Origin of the sequence: Pyxidicoccus sp. MSG2 (genome assembly GCF_026626705.1) — a bacterium.
Lineage (GTDB): Bacteria > Myxococcota > Myxococcia > Myxococcales > Myxococcaceae > Myxococcus.
Window position 1 is genome coordinate 739,191 of the sequence record NZ_JAPNKC010000001.1, and the last position, 25,753, is coordinate 764,943.

Below are 25,753 nucleotides of genomic sequence, written 5' to 3' on the forward strand. Positions count from 1 at the left end.
GGGAGACGGCCCGGGTACATCACAGGGACGCCGTGCGAGGCGTCAGGCCACCGCGGCCGTCGGCTCCGCCGTCATGTAGTCCTCGATGGGCGGGCACGAGCACACCAGCTTGCGGTCACCGAGCACGTTGTTCAGGCGGCCCACGGACGGCCAGAACTTGTTCTCGCGCACCCAGGCCACGGGGAAGACGGCCAGCTCGCGCGAGTAGGGACGGTTCCACTCCGGGGCGGTGAGGACGCGCGCGGTGTGGGGGGCGTTCTTCAGGACGTTGTTGTCCTTCGGCATGCGCCCCTCCTCGATGTCGCGAATCTCCTGGCGGATGTGGATCATCGCGTCGCAGAAGCGGTCCAGCTCCGCCTTGGACTCGCTCTCCGTGGGCTCAATCATCAGCGTGCCCGCCACCGGGAAGGACACGGTGGGCGCGTGGAAGCCGTAGTCCATCAGCCGCTTGGCCACGTCCTCCACCTCCACGCCGGAGGTCTTCTTGAGCTGGCGCAGGTCGACGATGCACTCGTGCGCCACCTTGCCGCGCTTGCCGCGGTACAGCACCGGGTAGTGCGGCTGGAGCCGCTCGGCGATGTAGTTGGCGTTGAGGATGGCCAGCTTGGTGGCCTGGGTGAGGCCCTCGCCGCCCATCATGGTGGCGTACATCCACGAGATGAGCAGGATGCTGGCGCTGCCCCACGGCGCGGCGGAGATGGCGCCGATGGCCTCCGCGCCGCCCGTCTGGATGACGGGGTGGCCGGGGAGGAACTTCACCAGGTGGCTCGCCACGCAGATGGGGCCCATGCCCGGGCCGCCACCGCCGTGGGGGATGCAGAACGTCTTGTGCAGGTTGATGTGGCAGACGTCCGCGCCGACGAGGCCCGGAGCGGTGAGCCCCACCTGGGCGTTGAGGTTGGCGCCGTCCATGTACACCTGGCCGCCACGCTCGTGGACGATGGAGCAGATCTCCTTGATGTCCTCCTCGAACACGCCGTGCGTGGACGGGTACGTCACCATCAGCGCCGCGAGCTTGTCCTTGTGCTCGTCCGCCCTGGCGCGCAGGTCCGCGAGGTCGATGTTGCCGTCCTCGTCGCACTTGGTGACGACGACCTTGTAGCCCGCCATCACCGCGGAGGCCGGGTTGGTTCCGTGCGCGGAGGACGGAATGAGGCACACGTCGCGGTGCGCCTGGCCGCGGCTCTGGTGGTACGCGCGGATGACGAGCAGGCCCGCGTACTCACCCTGGCTGCCGGCGTTGGGCTGCAGCGAGCACCCGGCGAAGCCCGTCACCTGCGTGAGCATGTGCTCCAACTGCTCGAAGATGACCTTGTAGCCGGCCGCCTGCGAGGTGGGGGCGAACGGGTGCAGCTTGCCGAACTGCGGCCACGTCACCGGAATCATCTCCGCGGTGGCGTTGAGCTTCATGGTGCAGCTGCCCAGCGGAATCATCGAGTGCGTGAGGGACAGGTCCTTCGCCTCGAGCCGCCGGATGTAGCGCAGCATCTCCGTCTCGGAGTGGTAGCTGTTGAAGACCGAGTGCGTGAGGTACTCGCTGGTGCGGCGCAGGGCCGGCTCCACCGGGGACTCCACGCTGCCGCCCAGCTCCTCCAGCGACGGGGCGGTGGCCTTGCCCGCGCCGGTGGCGAAGGCCGCGAGGATGGACTCCACGTCCGCGGGCCGCGTCGTCTCGTCGAGCGACACGCCCAGCGTCTTCTCGTCGATGCGGCGGAAGTTCATCCGCGCCGACTCGGCGGCGGCGAGCACCGCGCGCACGTGCGCGGACGTCATCTCCACGCGCAGCGTGTCGAAGTACTGCTCGTGCTTCACCTTGAGGCCCAGCTTCGTCAGGCCGCGCGCCAGCACCACGGTGAGGCCGTGCACGCGCTCGGCGATGGCCTTCAGGCCCTTGGGCCCGTGGTAGACGGCGTACATGCTGGCGATGACGGCCAGCAGCACCTGCGCGGTGCAGATGTTGCTAGTGGCCTTCTCGCGGCGGATGTGCTGCTCGCGCGTCTGCAGCGCCATGCGCAGCGCGCGGCGGCCCTGCGCGTCCTCGGACACGCCGATGATGCGGCCCGGCATCACGCGGGTGTACGCGTTCTTCGTGGCGAAGTAGCCCGCGTGCGGACCGCCGTAGCCCATGGGGACGCCGAAGCGCTGGGCGCTGCCCACCGCCACGTCCGCGCCGAACTCGCCCGGGGGCGTCAGCAGCGTGAGGCTGAGCAGGTCCGCGGCGACGACGAGCAGGCCGCCCGCCGCGTGCACCTTGTCCGCGAAGGCGCGGTAGTCGTGCACGACGCCGTCGGTGGCCGGGTACTGCACCAGCGCGCCCACGAACTTCTTCGAGCCCAGGTCCACCGTGCGGTGGTCGCCGACGACAATCTCCACGCCCAGCGGCTCGGCGCGGGTGCGCACCACGTCCACCGTCTGCGGGTGGCAGCCCTCGGACACGAAGAAGGCGATGCCCTGCCCGTCACCCTTCTGGTGCACGGCCAGCGCCATGGCCTCGGCGGCGGCGGTGCCCTCGTCGAGCAGCGAGGCGTTGGCGACCTCCAGGCCCGTCAGGTCCATGATGAGCGTCTGGAAGTTGAGCAGCGCCTCCAGCCGGCCCTGGGCAATCTCCGCCTGGTACGGCGTGTACTGCGTGTACCAGCCCGGGTTCTGGAAGATGTTCCGGAGGATGACGTTCGGGGTGTGGGTGTCGCTGTAGCCCATCCCGATGTACGAGCGGAACACCTGGTTCTTCGCCGCAATCGCCTCCAGCTGCGCGAGCAGCTCGTGCTCACCGCGCGCGGGCGCGAGCTTGAGCGGCTCCTTGGAGCGGATGGCCGGGGGGACGGCCTGCTCGATGAACGCATCCAGCGAGGTGACGCCCAGCGCGGACAGCATCTGCTTCAGCTCATGCTCGTCCGGTCCGTTGTGACGGCCGGCGAACGACTCCTGGTACTTCCAATTCAAGGACATGGCAGTCGGGCTCGCGTGCGAGTCGTGAGTCGAAAAAATCGAGGACCGTCACTAACAGCGAAGGGGCGGCGTTTCCGTGCTACGCGCTCTTGAGCAGGTTGCCGTACGCGGTGGCGTCCATGAGCGCGTCCACCTGCTTGGGGTCCGACAGCTCGACCTCGACAATCCAACCCGCCCCGTAGGGGTCCGTGTTCACGGTGGAGGGGTTGTCCGCCAGGGCGTCGTTCACCTTCACCACCGTGCCCGACACCGGCGAGTACAGCTCCGACACCGCCTTGGTGGACTCGATGACGCCGAACTGCTTGCCCTCGGTGATGGTGGCGCCCAGCTTGGGCAGCTCCACGTACACCACGTCACCCAGCGACTCCTGGGCGTGCGCGGTGACACCCACCACCACCACCTTGCCCTGGACGCGGGCCCACTCGTGCTCCTTGGTGTACTTCAGGTCGCCGGGAATCGTATCGGCCATGTCGTTGCTCCTCAAACGGGGCTGGAGGTTTCAGGGCTTCTTGTAGAACGGCGTCTTGACCACCACGGCGGGCACGGCGCGGCCGCGGATGTCCACGTCGAAGGTGGAGCCCTCCGCGGAGAGCTCGGTGGGCACGTAGCCGATGCCGATGGCCTTCTTCACGGACGGGCCCATGGTGCCGCTCGTCACCTCGCCCACCGGCTTGCCGTCCTTGTGGATGGCGTAGCCGTGGCGGGGGATGCCGCTGCCCGTGACTTCGAAGCCCACCAGCTTGCGCTTCACGCCCGCGGCCTTCTGCGCCACCAGCGCGTCCTTGCCAATGAAGGTGGCCTTGTCGAGCTTCACGATCCAGCCCAGGCCCGCCTCGAGCGCGGTGTGCTTGTCGTCGATGTCGTTGCCGTAGAGCGCGTACTTCATCTCCGTGCGCAGGCTGTCGCGCGCGCCCAGGCCGCACGGCTTCACGCCGTCCTGCTGGCCTTCGGTGAGCAGCGCGTCCCAGAGCTTCACCGCGTCATCCGGCGCGCAGTACAGCTCGAACCCGTCCTCACCCGTGTAGCCGGTGCGGGACAGGACGCTCTTCACCCCCGCCACCTCGCCCTCGGCGAAGCGGTAGGTGCCAATCTTGGAGGTGTCCGTCTTCGTCAGGCGCTGGACCAGGCCGGCGGCCTTCGGGCCCTGCACGGCGATCTGCGCGAAGTCGTCCCCGCGGTCCACGGGCTTCACACCCCTGGCGTGCTCCTTCATCCAGGCGAAGTCCTTCTCGCGGTTGCTGGAGTTGACGCAGATGAAGATGCTCTCGGGGCTGAAGCGGTAGACGACGATGTCGTCGACGAAGGTGCCCTTCTCGTCGAGCAGGCCCGCGTAGACCGCCTGGCCGTCGGAGATGCGGGCGAGGTCGTTGGAGATGAGGGCGTTGACCGTCTCCAGGGCGCCGGGGCCGGAGAACTCCACCTCGCCCATGTGGGAGACGTCGAACAGGCCGACGGCGGTGCGCACGGCTTCATGCTCGCCGATGACAGACGAGTACTGGACCGGCATGTCCCAACCCACGAAGTCGACCATCCGGGCACCCAACTTGCGGTGGGCCTCGTTGAGGGGCGTACGCCGGGCCATCAATCTCTCCTGGAGGGGGTGTGGAAAACGGCGCGGACTATAGCCGCGAGACTTCGCCAATCAAGGCCGACGGGGAACGTCTACACTGGGGCCGACATGAAGATTCGTAATCGGTTGAATCCATCCAACCCCTGCTTCTCCTTCGAGTTCTTCCCGCCGAAGACGGACGAGGGCGTGGCCAACCTCCTCAAGGCGCTCGAGGACCTGGCCCCCTTGCAGCCCGGCTTCGTGTCCGTCACCTACGGGGCGGGCGGGAGCACGCGGGACAGGACGGTGGAGCTCGTCACCCGCATCAAGAAGGAGACGGGCATCGAGGCCATGGCGCACCTGACGTGCGTGGGCCACACGCGGGACGAATTGCGCGAGCTGCTCAAGCGGCTGGCGGAGGCGAAGCTGGACAACCTGCTGGTGCTGCGCGGAGACCCGCCGCAGGGCGAGAAGTCCTTCGTGCCGTCCGCGGGCGGGTTCCAGTTCGCGTCGGAGCTGGTGCGATTCATCCGAGAAGAGGATTTCAACTTCTGCCTCGGAGGGGCGTGTTATCCGGAGGGCCACGTCGAGACGGTGTCCCGTGACGACGACCTGCGTCATCTGAAGGAGAAGGTCGACGCGGGGCTGGACTTCGTGGTGACGCAGCTCTTCTTCGACAACGCCTTCTTCTTCGACTTCGTGGAGCGGGCACGGCGCGCGGGCATCAACGTCCCCATCGTCCCCGGCATCATGCCGATTACGAACTACGAGCAGCTCCAGCGCTTCACGCGCATGTGCGGAGCCACCGTGCCCATGCGGCTGGCGCTGCAACTGGAGCGGGTGAAGGACCAGCCGGACGCGCTGGTGCAGCTCGGCGTGGCGCACGCGACGGTGCAGTGCATGGAGTTGCTCTCGCGCGGCGTGCCCGGCATCCACTTCTACACGCTCAACAAGTCCCCGGCGACGCGGATGATCGTGAGCGCCCTGAGAGCCCGTTCATGAGTGGTCCTGGAATCCAGCTCCCCCCGGATGACCCGCGCATCAAGATCCTGAACATCATCCGGCCGCCCGCGTTCTTCCTCTTGTGCGCGGGCTCGCTGTCCATCCTGTTCAACGTCCTTCAAGTCGTGCTGTTCGTCTTCAAGATTCCCTCGCCCTTCGCGCCCCCCGAGGCGGCGCAGGCCGGTGGCGTCTTCGAGCTGTCGTGGTTCTTCGTCCTCCAGGTGACGGCGGCCATCCTGTGCGGCTCGCTCGCCGTCTGGGCGGCGCTGAGCGCGATGCAGCTCAAGGGCTACGGACTGGCCACGGTGGGCGCCATCACCGCCCTCTTCCCCTCGCTGCCGGCGTGCTTCATCAGCGTGCCGGTGGCCGTGTGGATGCTCTTCACGCTGCGCCGCGAGGGCGTGCGCGAGGCCTTCCGGAACTGAAGCCGCGCGCAGTGAGGACCTTGCGCTGCCTGATCACCCGCGTGGGCAGCGCGGCGCTCAGGGGCGCACGTGGGCCAGCAGCTTCTTCACCAGCGGCTCGACCAGCTCCTGCCCACGTAGCGCCGAGCGCCACCGCTCGGGAATGCCCTGCACGCCATGGATGAGCCCGGCGATTCCGCCGGCCACCGCCGCCGTGGTGTCCGTGTCGTGCCCCAACCGGATGGCCGCCTTCACCACGCCCTCGTAGTCGCGCCCCGCCGCCACGCACTGCCGCGCCGAGCGCAGGCAGTCCACCACGTACCCGGTGCCATTGCCCGGTGTGTCCTCCGCATCCGGCCGCGCGATGTACGTGTCCAGCTCCGTGCGGGCCTCGAGGCCCTCCGGGTACAACGCCCGGAAGGTGGCCAGCGCGTCCGCCCAGGGGTCCACGGCGCCTTCCAGGATGCGGCGGGCCCACAGGCAATACACCGCGCAGCACGCCTGCGAGCGCATGTGTCCATGCGTCACCCGCGACTGCGCCATCGCGTCCGAGGCGAGCTTCGCGTCATCGCCCTGGTGCCAGAGCGCCATCGGCAGCACGCGCATCAGCGAGCCGTTGCCGTTGTCCCGCTCCCCCTTCGGCCCGGACATCAACGCGGGCGTTCCGGCGCGGAAGTGCGCCAGCGCAGTGCTCGTCTGGATGCCCACGTCGAACACCTTGCCGTCCACGGCGAGGTAGCCCCACTCGTACCAGTTCACCAGCCGCCGCCCGAGGTCCTCCAGGTCCAGGTGGCCGTGGTACAGCAGCGAGTCCAGCAGGCACAGCGCATGCGCGCCATCATCGGACCAGGTGCCCGGCGGCACGCCGTCATGCGAGCGCTCGAAGCCGGCGGGAGGCTCGAAGTCGATGGCCTCGGCGGCGGGAAGCTGCTGCGGCGAATGGAACTCGTAGGGCACTCCGAGCGCGTCGCCAATCAGCAACCCGTACACCCCACCTGAGATTCGCTCCTCGCGCGTCGGCATGACTGCTCCCTCCCCTTCCCCGCTGTCGGGGACCCGCGTCCGAAACCTAGCAGCGCGGCCCTCGAATATCTGAGCCTCCCGGCCGCGGGTGTCAGTTTCCCGGGTGCGGTCGGGAAGTGTCTCCCTCGGAGCAGTCCGTGGCATGCGACATGAAACAGGATGGGCCCATGCGAACCTTCATGCTCCTCGCGCTCTCCGTGGGACTGATTGCCGGCTGTGGTGGTTCCCGGACCCGCGACAACTCCAGCGTCCCCGAGGGGGCCGTCTGTCAGTCCAGTGCCCAGTGCGCGATTGACTTCGCGTGCCTCGGCTGCGCGAACGAAGACGCGCACTGCATCGCCGGGTGCGAGAGCGACTCGGACTGCTCCGAGGGGCACTGCGAGAAACAAACGTGCATCACCTGTCCCTGTCCGGGTCGCTGTGAGCAGTAGCGGCATCCCCGCGTCCTGAAGCGGACGGAGCGGCACTGCCCCTGCGTCACGCAGTTCTGTCAGCGCGCGGCGGGACGCCCGAACCCGGGAGCGATACCCGCCCCGTGCATGCCTGCCCACCGTTGGGCGGACCCGCGTGGGGTCGGGAGGCGGACCGGCATGACGACGAAGACCCGCGGGGGTGCCGTGCTGGTGGGAGCCCTGGTGTCCGTCTCGCTTTGGAGTGGTGGATGCGCGAAGGAGAAGGCCCAGGAGACGGGCAGCACGCGCGCCACGACCGCGGAAGGCGGCGGAGCCACCGCGAATACGGGGCATGGCTCCGGCACGAGTGACAAACGAAGGGGCGGCTCGGGCACGGCCGGTTCCCTCGGCACTCACGGGTCCGGCACGCATGGCTCGGGCGCGGGTGGCACCATCATGGGCGGCGGCGCGGCGACGGGTGGCAGCTCGTACACGGGCGGCGGCAGCATGGGCGGTGGCGGCGAGTGAGCTGAGCCCTCCCGGGCGGCCCGAGACAGCGGAAGGAATGTTCATTCCGCGCCGCTGCCCCGGAGGACGGGTGGGAGTCCGGGCTCCCTCGCCCCATCTCATTCCCTGTCACCGGTGACGGGAGTGGTGCGTGGAAACAGGCGGGAGGTCATGGCCGCGAGTGCTGGCGCTGGGCCTGACGCTGGCGGGACTGTCCGCGCTCGCCGGCCCGCAGGTGTACGGCGAGAGCCTCATGGTCAAGGTGCGCCCGGACGCGCAGCCTCGTGCGGCGGCCCCCGTGGAATTGCTCGGCGCACGCAACGAAGCCCTGAGCTTCCAGGTGGTGATTCACGGCGGAGACACCGGCGCGGAGGAAGTGACGGCCCGATTCGATGCGCTCATGGGGCCCATCTCCATCGGGAGCCGTCAGCTCACGCTCTACCGGCAGGACTTCCTGAACATCACCGTCCCTTCGAACCTCACCCTCTCCTCGGGCCGGTGGCCGGATGCGCTCATCCCCTCGGTGGATGAGGTCGCCGGAGAGCCGCGCAACGCCTTCCCCTTCGACGTGCCCGCGAAAGAGGCCCGGGCCCTCTGGGTGGACGTGCTCGTGCCGGAGGACGCCCCCTCCGGACGCTACGAGGGCTCGGTGGAAGTCCAGGCCCGGGGAGGCTTCTCCGTCTTCGTCCCCGTGACGCTCACCGTCGTCGACCTCACCCTCCCGAGCACGCCGTCCTATTCCACGTCCTTCGGCCTGGGAGCGGACTTCGTCTGCGAGGCGCACACCGGACGCAAGGACTGCGGAGGCGACAACGTGCGCCTGGAGTTGCTCTCACGCTACGCCCGGCTGGCGCTCGACCACCGCTTCACGCTGTCCAACGTGCTGGTCCCCCAGCCGGAAGTGGGGCCGTGGGAGGCCTTCGACGCGGCCTATGCCCCACTGCTCGACGGCACCGCGCCCACCCGCCTGCGCGGCGCGCGGATGACGAGCGTCCGGTACCTGGGGCCCCTCGAGGACCAGGCCCTCGCCTCCTTCGTGAGCCACTTCTCCGCCCGGGGCTGGCTCGAGCGCGCGTACGACTACACCGGGGACGAGCCCCCGCACTTCACCTCGTTCGAAGAGGTGCGCACCCGCGCCGCGCAGCTCGTGCGCTCCGCGCCGGAACTGCCCCGGATGGTGACCACCACGCTGCCGATTGCGCGGGACAACGGGTTCGACGGGCTCATCAGCCGCCTGTCGGTCCTCATCCAGCGAATCACTCCGACAGAACCCCAGTACGACGCGGACGCGTCACGGGCGGACTACGACGCCTTCCTCGCGCGGCCCGGCAACTCGCTGTGGCTGTACCAGAGCTGCATCAGTCATGGCTGCATTGGAGGCCTTCCGCTCGGGCGGCACTGGCCCGCGTACATGGTGGACTACCCGGCCAACCTCAACCGCGCCATGCCGTGGATGGTGTTCCTCCTGCGCGCCTCGGGGGAGACCTATTACGACACCGGCGCGCGCCTGCTGACCGCGTGGACCGACCAGCTCTTCTACGGCGGCAATGGCGATGGGACGCTCTTCTACCCGGGTACGACCGCGAGGATTGGCGGCCGTTCCGACGTGCCGCTGCCGAGCCTCCGCCTCAAGCTCCTCCGCGCCGGAGTGCAGGACTACGAATGGCTCATGCTCGTCGCGAACGGAGGCGACCCCGCGTTCGCCGACGAGGTGGCCCGAGAGCTCGTCCCCACGCCCGACCAGGTGTCGCTGGACCCCGCGGCCTTCGAGAACGCACGGGCCCGGCTCATCGGCCGGGCGCAGCAGCTCGTCCAGGCCCAGAAGAGCCCCGGGCTGACCCCGGCGATGCCGGGGGATTCGAGCGGGTGCGGCTGTGACACGGGCTCGTCCGGCGCGGCGCTGGCGGTGGGCCTGGGCGGGCTCGTATGGGCGCTGGCGCGGCGGCGCTTCCGCGCCCGGTGAGGCACTGCCCCCCTCACTCGCACCGCGGCTCGGTTCCCATTCGCGGAGACCTGGGGTACGAGTCGTGGCAGGCGCCGCTGTCGGAAGCTCGCGCCAGGACGTGGCCATGCCCAAGCGCCCCACCCCTCTCGAAATCGAGGCCGTCCTCCGGACTCCGTACCACGAGCGCTCGAACCTCCTGGAGGTCCTCAAGGTGCTCCCGGACGACGTGGACCCCGCCCTGGCGGCCCGAGCCGCGGTGGGGCTCATCGGCGACAGCTATCACCCGACCTGGCTCTTCGCGCGGACGTGCCGGCGCCTGCCGGTGCCCGTCATCCGCGCCAGCCTGGCGCTGCTCGAGTCCGACCGGCGGCCCCACGGCTTCATCATCCGCGAGTACGTCCGGCGCGACGCGAAGGACGACGTGCTCGCCGCCGACTGGGACGAGGCGATGCAGGTGCTGCTCGGCCTGGAGACGACGTACGCCTGGGGCTCGAAGCAGAAGCGGGCGAAGTTCCAGACGCTGGCGGACCAGCCGCGCGTCCTCCAGGCCCTGCAGACGGCCGCCGTGGCGTGCGAGCAGGTGTCGCTGGACCTGCTGGCGGTGCTCGCCGCCGACGGCTCGGAGGCCTCGCTCGACGCGCTCATCCCGCACATCGAGCGGGCGGTGCGGCAGCAGGACTGGGAACTGGACCGGCTCCAGGCCCTGCGCACGCACGCGCGCGCCACGCCGGTGATGGAGGACCTGTTCTCGCGCATGAAGGCATTGTTCGAGGCGCGGCAGGCCCGCTCACCCGCGCTCGGCCTCGCGAAGGAACTGGGCTTCGGCGAGCCCGACGCCTTCTGGTTCCAGGTCCACATCTCCTCGCCCGCGTTCGACGGAGCCCCGGCCTACCAGCACCAGGTGCACCTGTCCGTCGACAGCCGCTCCGCGACGTGGTTCCACGCCTCCCTGTCCGCGTCCAACCCCGCCGACATCCTGCGCCCGCGAAGCACGTCCTTCACCAGCGACAAGGTGCACTGCGACGACCTGGGACTGGGCACGTGCGTGCCGTCCGCCTTCCCGGCCTGGCTCGCCGCCTCGGCCGAGCGGCTCCGCACGCGGTGGAACTTCGACCAGCTGAGCCTGGGCACCAGCGTGCGCGGCAAGAAGCGCAACCAGTTGGAGCGCTGGCTGCGCGGGTAGGACACCGGGCCGCTTCACCCAAGGCCCGCGGGCGTCACTTCACGCCGCGCTCGGCCGCTTCCAGCGTGTTGCGCATGAGCATGGCAATCGTCATCGGCCCCACGCCGCCCGGCACGGGGGTGATGTACGAGGCGCGCTCGGCGGCCTTCGCGAACTCCACGTCGCCCACCAGCTTGCCGTCCGGCAGGCGGTTCATCCCCACGTCGATGACCACCGCGCCGGGCTTGATCCACTCGCCCTTCACCAGCTCCTTCACGCCCACCGCCACCACGACGATGTCCGCGCCCTCCACCTCGCGGCGCACGTCGCTCTTGCTGTGGGCGATGGTGACGGTGGCGTTCTTCTGGAGCAGCATCAGCGCCATCGGCTTGCCGACGATGTTGCTGCGCCCCACCACCACCGCGCGCTTGCCGGCCGGGTCGCAGCCAATCTCCTCCAGCAGCCGCATGATGCCGTAGGGCGTGCACGCGCGCGTCGCGGGCCGGCCCAGCAGCAGGTTGCCGGCGTTCATCGGGTGGAAGCCGTCCGCGTCCTTCTCCGGCTTCACCGCGGAGATGATGACGTCCGCGTCGATGTGCCTGGGCAGCGGCAGCTGCACGAGGATGCCGTGCACCGCCGGGTCGTCGTTGAGCTGCCGCACCAGCGCGAGCAGCTCGTCCTGGGTGATGCTCGCGTCGCGGTGGTGCTCCCACGAGTTGAAGCCCACCTCCGCGGCGGCCTTCTTCTTCCCGCCGACGTAGACCTGGGACGCGGGGTCCTCGCCCACGCGCACCACGGCGAGCCCGGGGGTGAGGCCGCGCTCCGCCTTGAGCCGGTCCACCTCCGCCTTCACCTCCGCCCGCACCCGCGCCGCCACTGCCTTGCCATCAATCAACTGGGCCATAATGCGGCGCACTCTATGCAAAACTCCCCGGTGGAAAGGGAGCGAAACCTCGGACATGGGCGCGGGAAGAGTTCTGGGGGCGATTGTCGGGCTGGCGGTGGGCCTGCTCATCGGACACCCGCTCGCCATCGTCCTCCTCGCCGTCGTGGGAGGCCTCGTCGGCCACCGTCTCGACGAGCAGCATTCCCAGTTCACCGGGTCGCCAGAGGTGCTCTCCGACTTCGTCCCCCCCGACCCGCGCTCCTTCGAGGAGGCCGGGACTGAAGAAGCGCCGGTCGATGAGCTGACCCGCGACCTCTGCGCCCTCTTCATCGAGGTGGCCCACGCCGACGGTGACGTCCGCCGCGAGGAGGTGCGCGAGGTGCGCCGCTACTTCGAGAGCGTCCTCGGCTACGGCCCCGAGTCCCTCCAGCTCGTGCGCGGGCACCTCAAGGCGTTCCTCGCCCGGCCCCCGGACCTGGATGCCGCCGCGCGGGCCTGCGGGGAGCAGCTGCCTTCCGCCGAGCGCCACCAGTTGCTCGACGCCCTCTTCGAGCTGGCGCTGGTGGACGGCGCCCTCCAACGCTCCGAGCGGGAGGTGCTGCGCCGCGCGGCCCGGGGCCTGGATATCTCCGAGGAGGAAGAGCAGGCCATCGCTGCTCAGCACCTGGGCGCCGGCGACGACCACTACGCCGTGCTCGGCCTCACCCCCGACGCCACCGACACGGAGGTGAAGCGCGCCTTCCGTCAGCTCGCCGCCGAGCACCATCCCGACAAGGCCGCCCACGCCGGAAGGCAGGCCGCCGAGCAGGCCTCCCGCCGCTTTCAGGAGCTCCGGGATGCCTACGAAGAGATTCGACGACTGCGCGGACTGTAGCGCCCCGTTAGACCCAGGAATCCCATGAGCCAGAAGAAGAAGGACGAGGCGTTCCACAACAACCCCTTCAAGTCCGCCATCAAGGCGATGAAGGACCAGGAGAAGAAGGAGGCCCAGGACAAGGCCGCCGCTGCCGCCGCCGAGGCCGCGAAGCGCAAGGCCCCGCCTCCCCCGCCCAAGGCGAAGAAGGGGCCCAAGGTCAGCGAGGCCGATGAGGCCGCCCTCTTCTATTCCGCCATGGACGGCGTGCAGCAGATCACCAACCGCGGTGAGGCCCCGGCGCCCAACCCGCGCCTGCCCGAAATCATCGACGAGAATGCCGAGGCGCTCGCCGAGCTCTCGGAGCTCGTCGCAGGCCAGGGCGACTTCGACATCACCGGCGGCGACGAATACTTCGAGGGCGCGGGGCCGGGCATCGACCGGAACCTGCTGCGCTCGCTGCGCCGGGGCGACTTCTCCGTGCAGGGCCGCCTGGACCTGCATGGCATGACGCAGGCGGCGGCCAGGGACGCCGTGGAGCGTTTCCTGGCGGACAGCCGCCGCTCCAAGAAGCGATGTGTGCTCATCGTCCACGGACGTGGGTTGAACTCCAAGGACCAGATTCCCGTCCTCAAGGAGAGCGTCAGGGAGTGGCTGTCCCAGAAGCGCGTGGGGAACATGGTGCTGGCGTTCGCCACCGCACGTCCGCAGGACGGGGGCACCGGGGCGGTGTACGTCCTGCTCCGGCGGTAACCTTTACGCGCGCCCGGCACTGTGCATACATGCCGCCATGGCACGCGAACTCATCGACCTGCACATCCATGTGGGCGGCGCCGTTGCGCCCCACATCCTCTGGTCCATCGCCCACCAGCAGGGCTTCAAGCTCCCCGTCAAAAACTACTTCGACTTCGTGGAGCTCATCACCTCCCGACCCGGCAAGGTCGGGAGCCTCGACGACTATCTGAAGATCCTCCACACGTGGACGGAGAAGATTCAGTCCTCGCCGAGCGCAATCGAGCGCTCCGTCTATGAGGTCATCGGCAAGGAGTACCGCGGTAGCCGGGTGACACAGATGGAGCTGCGCTTCAACCCGATGAAGCGCAACCTCAACTCCGAGCTGGACCTGGACCACATCATCCACGCCGCGCTGCGCGGCATGGACCGCGCGGTGCTGGAGTACGGCGTGAAGATGGGGCTCATCTTCTGCCTCGCTCGCGAGTTCGACCACAAGCTCAACAGCATCATCGTGGACAAGGCCATCAAGTACCGCACGCGCGGCGTGTACGGCATCGACCTGGCCGGCACCGAGACGAACGCCATGGAGCTCAAGCCCGAGCGCGTGGCCGAGTACGAGGACCTCTTCGCGCGCGCCCGCAAGGCCGGCCTCAAGTGCACCGTGCACACCGGCGAGACGCGCGGCACCGGCGCCGAGGGCGTCATGTCCGTGGTGGAGAAGCTCAAGCCGCACCGCATCGGCCATGGCATCCGCGCCGCCTACGACGAGCACGCCATGAAGGTGCTGCGGGAGAACGACATCGTCCTGGAGCTGTGCCCCACGTCCAACCTGCACACCAAGGCGGTGGAGGGCGTGGAGGAGCTGCGCCACATCTGCCGCACCTTCTGGGACCGCAAGGTGAAGTTCACCATCAACACCGACGGCCCCTACCTGCTCGAGACGGACATGCGCCGGGAAATCGAAATCATCGAGCAGAACGGCATCCTCACGCCGGAGCAGGTGGACCAGACGCTCGCCTGGGCCCGGCAGGCCTCGTTCATCCCCGCCTGAGCGTGCCCATGTACGGACTCACCCGCTCGCTCCTCTTCCAGCTCTCCGCGGAGCGCGCGCACCGGCTGGGCATGGCCGGGCTGCACCAGCTCGGCCGCGCCCACGGCCTCTGCGAATCCATGCGCGCGAAGGCACTGCGCGGCACCACGCCGGGCATGGCCGTGGACGTCGCGGGCCTGCGCTTCGCCCACCCCGTGGCCCTGGCCGCCGGCCTGGACAAGGACGCCGAGGCGGTGGACGGACTCTTCGCCTGCGGCTTCTCCGCGGTGGAGATTGGCACCCTCACGCCCCGGCCCCAGCCCGGCAACCCCACACCGCGCCTGTTCCGCCTCCCGGAGCACCGTGCCGTCATCAACCGCATGGGCTTCAACAACCACGGCGCCACGGACGCGGCCACGCGCCTGCGCGCGCTCACGTGGCGCCCCGGCCCGCTGGGCGTCAACATCGGCAAGAACAAGGACACGCCGCTGGAGAAGGCGGTGGACGACTACGTGGCCTGCGTGGACGCGCTCGCGCCGCTGGGCGACTACGTGGTGGTGAATGCCTCGTCGCCCAACACGCCCGGCCTGCGCAAGCTGCAGGAGCCGGAAGCGCTGGGCCACCTGCTGCGCACCGTGCAGGAGCGCCTGGCCTCGGTGGCCCCCGGCAAGCCCCTGTTCCTGAAGATTGCCCCGGACCTCACGCCCGAGGCCGTGGACGAGGTGGTGGACGTGGTGCGCGCGTGCGGCCTCTCGGGCCTCATCGCCACCAACACCACCATCGCCCGCCCCTTCGAGCACCCGCTGGCGAAGGAGGCGGGCGGCCTGTCCGGAGCGCCCGTGCGCGAGCCGGCCAACGCCGTCATCCGCCGCGCGTACCTGCGCAGCGGCGGCGCCCTGCCCATCATCGGCGTGGGCGGCGTCTTCACCGCCCAGGACGTGTACGAGAAGCTGCGCGCCGGCGCGTCCGTGGTGCAGGTCTACACGGGCTTCATCTACGAGGGGCCCGGCATGGTGGGCCGCATCCTCCCCGGCCTCGCCGCCCTGCTCTCCCGGGATGGCTTCAGCCAGGTGCGGGACGCCATCGGCGCCGAGCACCGGGGCACCGGACAGGCCGCTTCCCCGCCCTCCGCATAGACGAAGCCCCGGGTGCCTGGAAGGCCACCCGGGGCTGTCTGAAAAATGAGCGCTCGCCGGCGCCTTGGAGTTTCACCGGCGAGCGCCCCGGGCCCAGTGCTTGACGGGCCGCGAAAGCTATTCCTGCACCGTGAGCGCGCCGCTCACCGTGCTGACTTCGACTGCCTGGGAGCCGGCGCCGTAGCTCTTCTCCTTCGAGCCGAGCGCGACGGAACTCCCATTGAAACTTCCACTGACGGAGCTGAATTCCACCTTCGCGTCCGCCTTGGCCGGCAGCTTCAGCCGGACATCCCCTGAAACGGTGCTCACAGAAGTAGTCACGACCTTCCGCGGTGCCAACACCACTTCTCCATCTACGGAGCTGACCGAGATCCTTCGCTCCGAGCCGTTCACTTCCACACGGCCGTTGACCGCCGAAATCTCCTGCTCCCCCGTCACGCCCCCTACTGACACCGTGGCATTCACGACACTGACGTGAAGCTCCGTGCTCCGGGGCACCTTCACCGCGAACCGCACCTTCCCCAGGTCACCCTTGCAGGAGTGCCGCTCCTCCTCGCACTTCCCGCAGCACACCTGCGCCCTCACCACGTCGCCTTCTTGGACGACTTCAACCTCGGTTTTGTTCCGGCCCGAGTCCGAGCCTTCCCTAACCACCTCGAATACCACGCTATTCCCGTCTACCGCATCTACCCGCACCGCGCCATCCACATTGGAAATATGGACCTCGGGAGTGCCATCCGTTTCAAACTTCCACGTCTGGGGTGTTGCCGGGGCAGCAGCCAGGATGACCAGGAGGGCGAGGTGCATGGTGGGTCCTCATGTAGGGGTAAGGCTTCCCTCCTCCCTACGTAGGGCCCGCCTTTCGATTTCGTCGACGGCGTGCGGCAGTATCCACGCCGGTCTGACATGCGCCTCAGGCGCCAATGCCGCGAGCCACCTTCTGGTACAGCGCGTCGTGCACGCGGATCATCTTCTCCAGCGACAGCTCCCGCGCCACGAAGTCCCGCGCGGCCCGGCCCATGGCTCTCGCCTTCTCGGGATTCGAGAGGAGCTGGGCAAAGGACTGGGCCAGTTGGGCGGGCTGCTCGGGTGACACGATGAGGCCGCGCACGCCGTCCTGGACGAGGTCGGTGTTGCCGCCCACCCGTGTCACCACCATGGGCAGCCCGGAGGCCATGCCCTCCATGACGGCGTTGGACATGCCCTCCGCGGAGGAGCACAGCACGCCGAAGCTGGCGCGCGCGTAGATGGCCGGCACGTCGGTGCGGTGCCGGAGGAAGTGGACGGTGTCCGTCACGCCGAGCTCCGCGGCCAGCTTCTCCAATTGCGGCCGGCGCGGGCCGTCCCCCACGAGGAAGGCATGCAACTTCGTGCCGCCGTGGCGGAGCATGGCCAGCGAGAGCAGCAGGTCTTCCTGCCGCTTCACGGGGTGGTTCATGTTGGCCACGTGCACCACCACCGGCGCACCGCCCGTGTCCGGCAGGGGGCCCTTGAGGCCCTCGCGCACGCGGGCGTCGAAGCGCCGCAGGTCCAGGCCGTTGTGGATGACGGAGACGCGCGAGGCGGGCAGGCCCTCCTCGGACACCAGCATGTTCCGGATGGCCTCCGCGTTGGCGATGACGTGGTCCGCCATCCGCGTCAGCCGCGCGTGCACCGCGCGCCGCACCCGGCCCTGCCAGTGGGACAGGTCCAACCGCCCGACGATGACCTTCGCCCCCGCCAGCTTCGCGGCGGGCACGGCGATGAGCGTGGAGTAGAAGTCGTGCACGTGCACCAGCTCCACGCGGTGCTGCTTCAGCCAGCGCGCCATCCGGTACACCTGGTACGCGGTGTTGGGCTGCGCCACCGAGCCCTTGAGCGGGAAGGCCTCCGGCGCGTGGCCGAGCTTCCAGAGCGAGCCCATCAGCGGCCCCGCGTCCTCCAGCACGGAGACCTGGAGCCGGTAGCTGGGGGGCAGCCCCCGCAGCAGCTCCAGCACCTGCACCTCCGTCCCTCCAATGTGGAACGACCGGGTGAACTGCACCAGGCGGAGGGGCTCCCGCCCCATCCGCACCTCCTCACGCCGCATGTCCAGACCCCTCCCAACCCGCCACCGCCGGCTCCCTGGGAGCCGGAACCTTCTGCACCGCCACCGAAGACGTCTCCGCCGCGCGGGCAATCCGATGCGCCGCCGCCGCCAATCCGAAGAGCACGTAGCAGTGCGCGGACAGGATGTAGCCGGAGAACAAGTCACACACGAGGTAGCCGACCATGGAGGCGGACAGCGCCCGCCCCAACCAGCCCATCTCCGGGTTTCTCGACGCCGCGAAGGCGCCGCCCGCGGCGCCGCCCGCGAAGACCAGGAAGAAGGCGAGGCCCACCCAGCCCAGCTCGCCAATCACGTCCAGGAAGATGTTGTGCGCCACGTAGGCCCGGCGCGCCTCGGGCGGCGCATACAGCGGCCACGCGTAGCGGAAGCTGCCCGCGCCCACGCCCAGCAGCGGCCGGTCCAGGCTGATGCGGCTGGCCACCTGCCACGCGTACACGCGGCCCATGGCGGACGCGTCCTCGTGGAACGTGGCCACCGTCTCGTTGCGCTCCCAGAAGCTCTTCGGAGCGAACACGAGCAGGCCCACCACGAAGAGGGAGCCCACCACCACCGCCTGCATGCGGCGCTTCTCGCGCACCGCCCAGATGCCCATGGCGAGCGACAGGCCGATGAAGCCGCCGCGCGAGTGAGAGAAGACAATCGCCGTCACCGCCAGCGCCGCCGCGACGAGGCACGCCAGCCGCCACAGCCACGCGCTGCCCTTGCGCGCCATGAAGGCGACGGCCAGCGGCACCACCAGGCCAATGTTCATGGCCATGTGGTTCGGGTCCGCGTAGACGCCCACCCACCGCGCGCGGAAGCCCTCCACCAGGTCCTCGCCCACCAGGTACCAGTTGATGACGCCGATGGACGTCACCACCGACGCCAGCACCATGGCCCCGCACACCACCGCGAGCCGCTTGCCGCTGGTGATGACGTTGACGATGGTGAGGTAGATGGCCGTGAGCTTCAGCAGCTCCACGCCCGTCGCCTGCGTCACCTCCGGGTTCAGCGACCAGGAGAGCGACGCCACCGCCAGCGTCGAAAAACCAATCAGCGCCAGCCCTCGCGAGCCGTCCACGTAGAGCGGCTCGGCCTTGCCCAGCCGCCGCATCACCATCAACCCCGCCGCCAGCACCGATGTCACCAGCGCCAGCCGCAGCTCCGCCAGCGCGGGGATCCACTCACCCGGCGCCGCATACAACACCGCCGCGAACGCGGTCAGCGCATAGAAGGCCCACAAGTCACGGCGCTGTCCCTGGTCGCCCGGCACCATTCCCTCCACCTCCCAGCAGTTGCCTCGCGCACAATCACGCGTGCCCTGCCGGTAGCAGAGGACATGCCAGCCGCCCCAACGGGCAAAGGCTTGGATCTCCTACGCTTGGGCGGCCCCTTCCGTGCCCCGGGCCGCCCAGGACTGAAAAACCTACGGTACCGGGCTGCTCTCCATGGGAAGCACGGCGGTGGCGACTGGATCCAACCGCCCCTCCTGGAGCCAGGCCGTGCCCAGCTCGTCCAACAGCCGGGTGAGTGTCAGTCCCACCAGGCGCCGCAGCTCCTCGCGGGCCTCGGGGGGCACCGCGTTCTCCAGGCCGGCGAAGACGCGCTCGGCGGCGGAGGGGCGCAGACGCGGCTCCTCGGGGGTGCCCTCGAAGAGGCGCTGGCCCAGCTCCACCGTGCGCCCCAGGGGCACGGGGCGCGCGTCCGCCCGGCCCTCCAGCACCGCCATGGCCACCACCGCGGCCAGCAGGCGCTCCACGCCCAGCGTCTCCAGCGGCACGCCGAAGCGGGCCACCGCCGTGTGCGCGGCCTCGGCGGAGCCGCCCAGCATCCCGCGCAGCAGCGCCACCTGGGCCTCCGCGCGGGCCAGCAGCGCCTCGGTGGAGGCCACCTCGCGCAGGGAGCGGAAGGGCACCGGCTCCGCGCCCTCCACCCGCAGCGCGCGGCGCGGCCGCTTGCGCCGGAGCGCGTCGATGGCCGCGGCCTCCTCCGGCAGCACCATCAGCACGCCCTCGAGCATGGCGCCCGGTGCCTTCACCAGCCGGTCCGCCCGGAACTTGAGCTGGAGCGTCAGCGAGAAGCCCACCTGGAAGACGCGGCGCAGCGGCGTGTCGCGCAGCGCGTCCGAGGCGCGGCCGGGGACGGCGCCCGTCAGGTGCTCCAGCCCCAGCGAGAGGTAGTCGCGGACCATCTCCGCCGCCTGGCGCGTGGCGTCCAGGTCTCCAGGGTCCGCCAGCTCCGCCACCAGCGCGGCGTTGGCCACGTCCCGCAGCTCGTCCTCCGCGTTCTCCCGCTCCAGCATCGTCAGCCCGCGGAAGGCCGCCTCCAGGTAGTCCACGTGCCCGCCGGTGGCCGCCAGCGCGGCGCCCGGCGCCTTCGTCGTGTCCACCGGGGCGCCCACGTCCACGCGGCTGAAGAGGGACACCGCGTCCTCCAGCGTGGGGAAGCCCATGTCCAGCAGCCGCCCGCGGCGGAACTGGTAGGCCGTCTCCTCCATCTCGCTGGGAATCTCCCAGCGCACGGCCTCCAGCAGCCGCACCGCCTCGAAGGGGTTCTCCGCGATGAGGTCATTGAGGAGCGAGCGCACGGCGGACATCTCCACGCCCTCGGCCTTGATTTCGATGAGGTAGCGCCCCTCGGGCGTCTCCATCGTCACGCCGGGCGGGTTGACGTCCGGGTTCTCCTCCAGGTCATGCACCTCGGAGAACTCGCGCAGCAGCAACTCCAGCACCTCCAGGTCCACCGCGTGCAGCTTGCGGAGGAAATCCCCGGTGTCGTCCACCCCGCCGCGCGCGGCGCGCAGCCAGGTGAGCACCGCGTGCGAGTCCACCTTGTCGCGGTGCCAGCCGCCCAGGTCCACGAAGGCGCGGAACTGGCCGGGCGACGCGAGCTGCACCAGCTCCGTCGCATCCGCCAGCCCCACTTCCTGGATGGTGACGTAGAGGTCCTCCGGAGGCAGCGAGCGCACCACCGCCCGCGCATCCGAAGCCTCCAGGAGGGCGTCCATCCGCTGCCGCGGGGACAGCCGCATCAACCGCTGGCGCAGCTCTCGCGGGGCGAGCTGCGCGTCTCTGCCATTTCCCTTGCCGTTTTCAGACACGCGGCGTGCCTACCACACCCCCTCCCGAGCCGGGAGGGGAACGCCACCGCGAGCGGCGACTACCGGATGACGACCTCGCACCCACAAACGGAAAAGGTCAGGAAACGTTCTGCGCCGCGCCCTGCTCACTCCACCCGGGTGGACTTCCCGAAGGTATCGAGCAGGGCGCCCCAGACTTCATCGACTCCCAGCTTCTCCGTCGAGGAGAAGGGAAGGATGATCTCCAGGGGCAGGTCCATGGCCTTGGAGAGCGCCAGCATGCGGGGCTTGCGCTGGGCCTTGGTGAGCCGGTCCACCTTGGTCGCCACGACGAGGATGCGACGGTTGTGGGCCTGGAGGTAGTCGAGCGTGGCCAGGTCGTCCGGGGTAGGCCCCACCTCCGCGTCGATGATGCTGACCACCGCCTCCAGGCGGTGCCGCTTCTCGAGGTAGGTGGTGATCATCTCCTCCCACTGCTTCTTGTCCGTCTTGCTGGCCTTGGCGAAGCCGTAGCCGGGCAGATCGCACAGGCGCACCGCGTGGCGCACGCCTTTGCGCTCCAGGTCCACGTCGAAGAAGTTGAGCGTCCGGGTGCGGCCCGGGGTGTTCGACACGCGCACCAGCTTCCTGCGGTTGGTGAGCGCGTTGATCATGGAAGACTTGCCCACGTTGGAGCGGCCGACGAAGGCCACCTCCGCGGTATGGCCCGGCGGGTAGCCCTTGGGCTCCACGGCGGTGACGACAAAGCGGGCGTCGAGAACCTTGATCACGCGACTATTTCTTGGCGCTGGCCGGGGCTGGCGCCGTGGAGGTGGAAGTAGAGGACGCGTCGGTCCGGCCGGAGCGGCGGGCGCGCTCGGCGGACCAGTGGTCGATGGCCTTGAGCGACTCCTTGAAGTCGAAAGGCCGGAGGGAGGGCGAGGAAGCGTCGTGGCAGGAGCGGCACTGCTTCTCTGACGGGTCCACCAGCCCCACCAGCCGGGCCAGTTCCGGGTCCTTCATCACGTACTCGGGCGAGTAGTACTGGCCGCCGCCGTGGCACGTCTCGCAGGTGACGCTGGCCGTGGCCTGCGCGCCCTGATCCGGGGAGTGGCAGGACAGGCAGCGCCCGTCCTTGCGCTGCTGCTCGGAGAGGGAGTTCTCCGCGCGGGCATGCTTGGACTGCATCCACGCGTCGTAGGCCTCGGGGTGGCAGCCCTTGCAGCTGTCCGGGCCGACGAAGTCGGCGGCGGCGGCCGCGCCACCGAGGGCGAGGGCGAGCAGGAGCATCATCCTGGAGCCAGGAGCAGGCATGACGGTCCGACTAGCAGACCCCCCCGGACGGGGCAAGGCGTCTCGTGATTGAATGCCGGCCAGCATCATCCGTTTGAAACACTGTGGATTTCTTGAGCCCTGCCTGCTCAATCCGTTAGGGAGGAATCGTGATGCGGACCCTGACCCTGCTCGCCGTGCTCGCCTTCGCCGTCCCCGCCGCCGCCAAGCCCTGGCAGGGCATCGAGCCCGGCACTTCGAAGCGCGAGGAAATCATCAAGAAGTTCGGTGAGCCCTCGCGCACCGTCACCCAGGACGGCAAGGAGATCATCGCCTACCTGGGCAAGGAGGCCATCAAGGGCACCACCCAGGCCCAGTTCAAGGTCGACCCCGGCTCGCAACTGGTGGAGCGCATCGACGTGTTCCCCGGGCCGGTCATCGACAAGGAGACGATTGAGAACAGCTACGGCCCCGCCTGCCCCGCCGGCCCGGCGCCCGCCAGCCCGTGCTACCTGCGCAAGCTGACGGAGGACTTCCGCACCTACTTCCTCTACCCGAAGCTGGGGCTGGCCATCTTCTTCAACGAGGACGGCAAGTCGGTGCAGTCGTTCACCTTCACCACGCAGAAGGCCGCGAAGTAGGCCGCGCACCATGCACGTCTTCGGGCTGACGGGCGGCATCGCCTCCGGCAAGAGCACCGTCACCCGGATGCTCCGCGAGCTGGGCGCCGAGGTGCTGGACGCGGACGTACTGGCCCGCGAGGTGGTGGAGCCCGGCACCCCGGGCCTCGCCGACGTGGCCGCGCGCTTCCCCGGCGTGGTGGGCCCCGACGGCCGGTTGGACCGGGTGAAGCTGGGCGCGCACGTCTTCTCGGACGCCATCGAGCGCGCCGCCCTCAACGCCATCATCCACCCCCGGGTGCGCGAGGCCTTCCTGGAGAAGGTCCAGGCACTGGAGGCCCGGGGCGTGAAGCGCGTCATCTACGACGTGCCCCTGCTCATCGAGGCGGGGATGCACCAGTGGATGGAGGGGGTGGCGGTGGTGTGGGTGCCCCGGGATTCGCAGAAGGCCCGGCTGATGTCGCGGGACGGGCTGGACGCGGCGGGGGCGGAGGGCCGGCTGGCCGCCCAGCTCCCCCTGGACGAGAAGCGGGCGCACGCCACGTGGGTCATCGACAACAGTGGTGACCTGGCCGCCACCCGGGCCCAGGTGGAATCTGTGTGGCGGGCCATGCTCGCGCGGGGCTGACGGGCGGGTATGCTGCGCGCCGCATGAGCGAGACGCGCAAGAAGGGCGGCGGCGCCGGGACGTATTTCATCACCGGCTACCCCGGGTTCATCGGCAAGCGGCTGGTGGAGCACATCGCGCGGGAGGACCCGAAGGGGCACATCTACGCGCTGGTGCAGCCCAAGCACCTCAAGGACGCGCAGAAGCACGCGGCGAAGGTGAAGGGCGCTCCGGTGGAGCTGCTCACCGGCGACGTGGTGGACATGCACCTGGGCCTGTCCGGCGAGGAGTACCAGCGCCTGTGCGAGCGGGCGACGGACATCTTCCACCTCGCGGCGGTGGCCCAGCTCGGCGTGCCGAAGGACACCGCGTGGCGGGTGAACGTGGACGGCACCCGCAACATGCTGGAGCTGGCGCGGGACTGCTCGCACCTGGCGCGCTTCAACCACTTCTCCACCTGCTACGTGTCGGGTGACAGGGTGGGTGTCATCGCCGAGGACGAGCTGGACCGCGGCCAGGCCTTCCGCAACCCGTACGAGGAGACGAAGTTCCAGGCGGAGCGGCTGGTGCAGCGCGCGGGGGCCACCCTGCCCGTCACCATCTTCCGTCCCTCCAGCGTGGTGGGGGACTCGCGCACGGGGGAGATCGACAAGTTCGAGGGGCCCTACTACCTGGGCATCCTGCTCGTCACGTCGCCGCTGGTGGTGCCGCTGCCGCTGCCGGGCAACGGCGTGGCGCCGCTCAACGTGGTGCCGGTGGACTTCGTGGTGGACGCGGTGCTGCGGCTGTCGAAGGACCCGCGCGCCGCGGGGCGGACGTTCCACCTGGTGGACCCCAACCCCATGAGCGCGCGCCGCGTGTACGAGCTCATCGCGGAGAAGGCCAACAAGAAGCTGCCGCGCTTCAACCTCTCCGCCCGCGCGGCGGATGTCATGCTGCGGCTGCCCGTGCTGGAGAAGCTGGCCCGGCCCCAGCGCGCGGCCATCAGCTACGTGAATCACCTGGCCATCTACAACTGCCACAACACGCTGGAGCTGCTGGACGGCACGGGCGTGCGGTGCCCTCCCCTCTCCTCGTACCTGGACCAGCTGGTGACGTACGTGCGCGAGCAGTACCGCAAGCGCCGCGAGGACCCCCAGGTGGACGACCCGCTGGACCACGGCCCCTCGCCCGAGCGTGACGAAGCCGACTCCAGCCACCGACAGGGGCGCTGAGCATGGGCACACGCATCCTCCTCCTCGCGGCGGTCCTCGCAACCACCGGCTGCGTCGTCGACTCGGGCGGTGACGAGCCCCTCTGCACGCCGTCCACCTGCCGCGAGCCGAACCGCTCTCAATGCGTCGTGGAGGGAGACGAGGCGCGGTGCCTGTGTGACACGGGCTACGTGGCCCGTCCGAGCGGCGCGTGTGAATTGGTGAGCGAGGCCAACTGCGCGGAGCACGCCGGGGACGCGTCGGAGCCGGATGACTGCCAAGCGCGTGCACGGACGCTGGTGCCGGACGGGCGGGTCAATCCGCGGAGCATCAATCCCATTGGCGACCTGGACTTCTTCCGCTTCGAGGCGCGGGCGGGCCGCATCTACTCGGTGACGGTGGTACCCGAAGGCGGCAGCCTGCTGCCCCGAGTGGACGCGTTCGACCAGGGCGGCGTGTGGCTGGACGCGGTGGATGGCCGGCCTCGCGCGGAGATGACCTTCAAGACGCCCACCACCGCGCCCTACTTCCTGCGCGTGAGCCACTCGCCCGTGGACATCTCCGCGGCCACCGGCAACTACGTGCTGACCTTCAACGAGCTGGGCGAGGACGACCACGGGGACGGCCCGGACACGGCTACACGAATCGCTCCCGACGCGTTCGACACCGTCTACGGGCGCTTCGAGTACCAGCGCGACGAGGACTGGTTCGAGTTCTCCGCGAGCACCACGAGCCAGTACCGCCTCACCTTCGAGGGGCCTTCCGGCCGCGTGCTGCCGGTGGTGGAGGTGTACCTGGCCAGCGACTTGAGACAGCCGCTGTTCACCCGGCGCAATCCCATCGTGGACTTCACGGTTCCGGCAGGAGGCACGGCGTTCCTGGTGATGTACCTGCCGGATGGTGGACAGGGCAGCTACGGGTTCACCTTCCTGGAGTAGGGCCCGGGCGTGGTAGACACGTCGGTGATGCCACGCACCTTCCAGACAGGCGACACGTTCACGCACGTCCGCGAGTGCGATCGGTACCGGCCGATCTACTACGCGGGTGCTTCCGGGGACTTCAACCCCATCCACATCGACCCCGAGGCGGCCAAGGCCGTGGGCCTCGGCGGCAACATCCTCCAGGGGCTGTGCACGCTGGGCTGGGCCGTCGAGGCCGTGGGCGTGTTCGTGGGAGACCCGGGCCGGGTGCGCCGCGTGCGGGTGCGCTTCTCGAAGCCCGTGCGTCCCGAGGACACCATCACCTTCCAGGGCAAGGTCACCGCCATCCAGGACGGCCGGCTCACGGCGGAAATCAGCGCCACCAACCAGCGCGGCGAGGACGTCCTCAAGGGCGCCGTCGTCGAAGCCTCCCTGGAGTAAC

The 25,753-nt window shown here is 69.6% G+C and carries 26 protein-coding genes; 15 read left to right on the top strand and 11 right to left on the bottom strand.

Annotated elements, in window-relative coordinates; translation table 11 throughout:
- Positions 1–42 precede the first annotated feature (42 nt).
- From gcvP to gcvT, 3 genes are all read right to left on the bottom strand, one after another.
- Complete coding sequence (gene gcvP, locus OV427_RS03155) at positions 43–2,949, bottom strand: aminomethyl-transferring glycine dehydrogenase (protein WP_267854628.1); 2,907 nt, start codon at positions 2,947–2,949, stop codon at positions 43–45.
- Positions 2,950–3,028: 79 nt separating this feature from the next.
- The gene (gene gcvH, locus OV427_RS03160; RefSeq protein ID WP_267854629.1) at positions 3,029–3,418 is read right to left on the bottom strand and encodes a glycine cleavage system protein GcvH; all 390 of its coding nucleotides are present in this window, start codon (positions 3,416–3,418) and stop codon (positions 3,029–3,031) included.
- A 30-nt stretch (positions 3,419–3,448) separates the two neighbouring features.
- Positions 3,449–4,531, bottom strand: coding sequence for a glycine cleavage system aminomethyltransferase GcvT (gcvT, locus tag OV427_RS03165; RefSeq protein WP_267854630.1), 1,083 nt, complete (start codon positions 4,529–4,531; stop codon positions 3,449–3,451).
- 96 nt (positions 4,532–4,627) lie between these two features.
- On the opposite strand from gcvT, the gene metF reads away from it, so the two are divergent.
- Both metF and OV427_RS03175 read left to right on the top strand, forming a co-directional pair.
- Entirely contained in the window at positions 4,628–5,500 is an 873-nt protein-coding gene (gene metF, locus OV427_RS03170) for a methylenetetrahydrofolate reductase [NAD(P)H] (RefSeq protein ID WP_267854631.1), read from the top strand.
- Positions 5,497–5,925: a hypothetical protein gene (locus tag OV427_RS03175; protein WP_267854632.1), complete on the top strand. Its 429-nt coding sequence runs from the start codon at positions 5,497–5,499 to the stop codon at positions 5,923–5,925. Before metF ends, OV427_RS03175 begins: the two co-directional genes overlap by 4 nt.
- 57 nt (positions 5,926–5,982) lie before the next feature.
- Here the strand turns inward: OV427_RS03175 and OV427_RS03180 are convergent, their stop codons facing one another.
- Entirely contained in the window at positions 5,983–6,927 is a 945-nt protein-coding gene (locus OV427_RS03180) for an ADP-ribosylglycohydrolase family protein (protein ID WP_267854633.1), read from the bottom strand.
- Positions 6,928–7,094: 167 nt separating this feature from the next.
- Here OV427_RS03180 and OV427_RS03185 point away from each other — a divergent pair, with 167 nt between their 5' ends.
- The 4 genes from OV427_RS03185 (at position 7,095) to OV427_RS03200 (ending at position 10,954) form a co-directional block, all read left to right on the top strand.
- Positions 7,095–7,358: a hypothetical protein gene (locus OV427_RS03185; protein WP_267854634.1), complete on the top strand. Its 264-nt coding sequence runs from the start codon at positions 7,095–7,097 to the stop codon at positions 7,356–7,358.
- Between the two features lie 159 nt (positions 7,359–7,517).
- Positions 7,518–7,847, top strand: a complete 330-nt coding sequence (locus OV427_RS03190; RefSeq protein WP_267854635.1) for a hypothetical protein — start codon at positions 7,518–7,520, stop codon at positions 7,845–7,847.
- A 160-nt stretch (positions 7,848–8,007) separates the two neighbouring features.
- Positions 8,008–9,789: a glycoside hydrolase domain-containing protein gene (locus OV427_RS03195; RefSeq protein WP_267854636.1), complete on the top strand. Its 1,782-nt coding sequence runs from the start codon at positions 8,008–8,010 to the stop codon at positions 9,787–9,789.
- Between the two features lie 106 nt (positions 9,790–9,895).
- Positions 9,896–10,954, top strand: coding sequence for a hypothetical protein (locus OV427_RS03200; protein WP_267854637.1), 1,059 nt, complete (start codon positions 9,896–9,898; stop codon positions 10,952–10,954).
- A gap of 34 nt (positions 10,955–10,988) precedes the next feature.
- Here OV427_RS03200 and folD read toward each other — a convergent pair whose 3' ends face one another.
- A complete protein-coding gene (gene folD, locus OV427_RS03205) occupies positions 10,989–11,840 on the bottom strand; it encodes a bifunctional methylenetetrahydrofolate dehydrogenase/methenyltetrahydrofolate cyclohydrolase FolD (protein ID WP_267863347.1) in 852 nt (283 codons plus the stop codon).
- 52 nt (positions 11,841–11,892) lie between these two features.
- Here folD and OV427_RS03210 point away from each other — a divergent pair, with 52 nt between their 5' ends.
- From OV427_RS03210 to OV427_RS03225, 4 genes are read left to right on the top strand one after another with little or no spacing between them, the layout of a single operon-like run.
- The gene (locus OV427_RS03210; protein WP_267854638.1) at positions 11,893–12,693 is read left to right on the top strand and encodes a TerB family tellurite resistance protein; all 801 of its coding nucleotides are present in this window, start codon (positions 11,893–11,895) and stop codon (positions 12,691–12,693) included.
- Between the two features lie 24 nt (positions 12,694–12,717).
- Positions 12,718–13,425, top strand: coding sequence for a Smr/MutS family protein (locus OV427_RS03215; RefSeq protein WP_267854639.1), 708 nt, complete (start codon positions 12,718–12,720; stop codon positions 13,423–13,425).
- A 37-nt stretch (positions 13,426–13,462) separates the two neighbouring features.
- Positions 13,463–14,458, top strand: coding sequence for an adenosine deaminase (locus tag OV427_RS03220; protein ID WP_267854640.1), 996 nt, complete (start codon positions 13,463–13,465; stop codon positions 14,456–14,458).
- An 8-nt stretch (positions 14,459–14,466) separates the two neighbouring features.
- Positions 14,467–15,573: a quinone-dependent dihydroorotate dehydrogenase gene (locus OV427_RS03225; protein ID WP_267854641.1), complete on the top strand. Its 1,107-nt coding sequence runs from the start codon at positions 14,467–14,469 to the stop codon at positions 15,571–15,573.
- A gap of 117 nt (positions 15,574–15,690) precedes the next feature.
- Here the strand turns inward: OV427_RS03225 and OV427_RS03230 are convergent, their stop codons facing one another.
- From OV427_RS03230 to OV427_RS03255, 6 genes are all read right to left on the bottom strand, one after another.
- Complete coding sequence (locus OV427_RS03230) at positions 15,691–16,380, bottom strand: DUF4097 family beta strand repeat-containing protein (protein ID WP_267854642.1); 690 nt, start codon at positions 16,378–16,380, stop codon at positions 15,691–15,693.
- A 106-nt stretch (positions 16,381–16,486) separates the two neighbouring features.
- A complete protein-coding gene (gene exoK / locus OV427_RS03235; protein WP_267854643.1) occupies positions 16,487–17,641 on the bottom strand; it encodes a spore coat polysaccharide biosynthesis glycosyltransferase ExoK in 1,155 nt (384 codons plus the stop codon).
- On the bottom strand, positions 17,631–18,917 hold the full coding sequence (exoJ, locus tag OV427_RS03240) for a spore coat polysaccharide polymerase ExoJ (protein ID WP_267854644.1): 1,287 nt from the start codon (positions 18,915–18,917) through the stop codon (positions 17,631–17,633). The genes exoK and exoJ overlap by 11 nt, the downstream gene beginning before the upstream one ends.
- A gap of 150 nt (positions 18,918–19,067) precedes the next feature.
- Positions 19,068–20,741, bottom strand: a complete 1,674-nt coding sequence (locus OV427_RS03245; RefSeq protein ID WP_267854645.1) for a DUF6178 family protein — start codon at positions 20,739–20,741, stop codon at positions 19,068–19,070.
- Between the two features lie 125 nt (positions 20,742–20,866).
- Positions 20,867–21,490 (bottom strand): ribosome biogenesis GTP-binding protein YihA/YsxC, encoded by a 624-nt coding sequence (gene yihA, locus OV427_RS03250; protein ID WP_267854646.1) that lies wholly within the window; start codon positions 21,488–21,490, stop codon positions 20,867–20,869.
- A 4-nt stretch (positions 21,491–21,494) separates the two neighbouring features.
- Positions 21,495–21,992, bottom strand: coding sequence for a cytochrome c3 family protein (locus tag OV427_RS03255; RefSeq protein ID WP_267854647.1), 498 nt, complete (start codon positions 21,990–21,992; stop codon positions 21,495–21,497).
- A gap of 152 nt (positions 21,993–22,144) precedes the next feature.
- On the opposite strand from OV427_RS03255, the gene OV427_RS03260 reads away from it, so the two are divergent.
- The 5 genes from OV427_RS03260 to OV427_RS03280 are packed head-to-tail and all read left to right on the top strand — an operon-like array spanning position 22,145 to position 25,752.
- The gene (locus tag OV427_RS03260; RefSeq protein ID WP_267854648.1) at positions 22,145–22,612 is read left to right on the top strand and encodes a hypothetical protein; all 468 of its coding nucleotides are present in this window, start codon (positions 22,145–22,147) and stop codon (positions 22,610–22,612) included.
- Between the two features lie 10 nt (positions 22,613–22,622).
- Positions 22,623–23,219 (top strand): dephospho-CoA kinase, encoded by a 597-nt coding sequence (coaE, locus tag OV427_RS03265; protein ID WP_267854649.1) that lies wholly within the window; start codon positions 22,623–22,625, stop codon positions 23,217–23,219.
- 23 nt (positions 23,220–23,242) lie between these two features.
- Complete coding sequence (locus tag OV427_RS03270; protein ID WP_267854650.1) at positions 23,243–24,412, top strand: SDR family oxidoreductase; 1,170 nt, start codon at positions 23,243–23,245, stop codon at positions 24,410–24,412.
- A gap of 2 nt (positions 24,413–24,414) precedes the next feature.
- On the top strand, positions 24,415–25,329 hold the full coding sequence (locus tag OV427_RS03275) for a hypothetical protein (protein WP_267854651.1): 915 nt from the start codon (positions 24,415–24,417) through the stop codon (positions 25,327–25,329).
- A gap of 27 nt (positions 25,330–25,356) precedes the next feature.
- A complete protein-coding gene (locus tag OV427_RS03280) occupies positions 25,357–25,752 on the top strand; it encodes a MaoC family dehydratase (protein ID WP_163997289.1) in 396 nt (131 codons plus the stop codon).
- Position 25,753: the final 1 nt, after the last annotated feature.

Bases quoted from the DNA above. Each gene is read 5' to 3' on its own strand.
- gcvP (WP_267854628.1), bottom strand. From the start codon at position 2,949: ATGTCCTTGAATTGGAAGTACCAGGAGTCGTTCGCCGGCCGTCACAAC.
- gcvH (WP_267854629.1), bottom strand. From the start codon at position 3,418: ATGGCCGATACGATTCCCGGCGACCTGAAGTACACCAAGGAGCACGAG.
- gcvT (WP_267854630.1), bottom strand. From the start codon at position 4,531: ATGGCCCGGCGTACGCCCCTCAACGAGGCCCACCGCAAGTTGGGTGCC.
- metF (WP_267854631.1), top strand. From the start codon at position 4,628: ATGAAGATTCGTAATCGGTTGAATCCATCCAACCCCTGCTTCTCCTTC.
- OV427_RS03175 (WP_267854632.1), top strand. From the start codon at position 5,497: ATGAGTGGTCCTGGAATCCAGCTCCCCCCGGATGACCCGCGCATCAAG.
- OV427_RS03180 (WP_267854633.1), bottom strand. From the start codon at position 6,927: ATGCCGACGCGCGAGGAGCGAATCTCAGGTGGGGTGTACGGGTTGCTG.
- OV427_RS03185 (WP_267854634.1), top strand. From the start codon at position 7,095: ATGCGAACCTTCATGCTCCTCGCGCTCTCCGTGGGACTGATTGCCGGC.
- OV427_RS03190 (WP_267854635.1), top strand. From the start codon at position 7,518: ATGACGACGAAGACCCGCGGGGGTGCCGTGCTGGTGGGAGCCCTGGTG.
- OV427_RS03200 (WP_267854637.1), top strand. From the start codon at position 9,896: ATGCCCAAGCGCCCCACCCCTCTCGAAATCGAGGCCGTCCTCCGGACT.
- OV427_RS03210 (WP_267854638.1), top strand. From the start codon at position 11,893: ATGGGCGCGGGAAGAGTTCTGGGGGCGATTGTCGGGCTGGCGGTGGGC.
- OV427_RS03215 (WP_267854639.1), top strand. From the start codon at position 12,718: ATGAGCCAGAAGAAGAAGGACGAGGCGTTCCACAACAACCCCTTCAAG.
- OV427_RS03220 (WP_267854640.1), top strand. From the start codon at position 13,463: ATGGCACGCGAACTCATCGACCTGCACATCCATGTGGGCGGCGCCGTT.
- OV427_RS03225 (WP_267854641.1), top strand. From the start codon at position 14,467: ATGTACGGACTCACCCGCTCGCTCCTCTTCCAGCTCTCCGCGGAGCGC.
- OV427_RS03230 (WP_267854642.1), bottom strand. From the start codon at position 16,380: ATGCACCTCGCCCTCCTGGTCATCCTGGCTGCTGCCCCGGCAACACCC.
- exoK (WP_267854643.1), bottom strand. From the start codon at position 17,641: ATGCGGCGTGAGGAGGTGCGGATGGGGCGGGAGCCCCTCCGCCTGGTG.
- exoJ (WP_267854644.1), bottom strand. From the start codon at position 18,917: ATGGTGCCGGGCGACCAGGGACAGCGCCGTGACTTGTGGGCCTTCTAT.
- OV427_RS03255 (WP_267854647.1), bottom strand. From the start codon at position 21,992: ATGATGCTCCTGCTCGCCCTCGCCCTCGGTGGCGCGGCCGCCGCCGCC.
- OV427_RS03260 (WP_267854648.1), top strand. From the start codon at position 22,145: ATGCGGACCCTGACCCTGCTCGCCGTGCTCGCCTTCGCCGTCCCCGCC.
- coaE (WP_267854649.1), top strand. From the start codon at position 22,623: ATGCACGTCTTCGGGCTGACGGGCGGCATCGCCTCCGGCAAGAGCACC.
- OV427_RS03270 (WP_267854650.1), top strand. From the start codon at position 23,243: ATGAGCGAGACGCGCAAGAAGGGCGGCGGCGCCGGGACGTATTTCATC.
- OV427_RS03275 (WP_267854651.1), top strand. From the start codon at position 24,415: ATGGGCACACGCATCCTCCTCCTCGCGGCGGTCCTCGCAACCACCGGC.
- OV427_RS03280 (WP_163997289.1), top strand. From the start codon at position 25,357: ATGCCACGCACCTTCCAGACAGGCGACACGTTCACGCACGTCCGCGAG.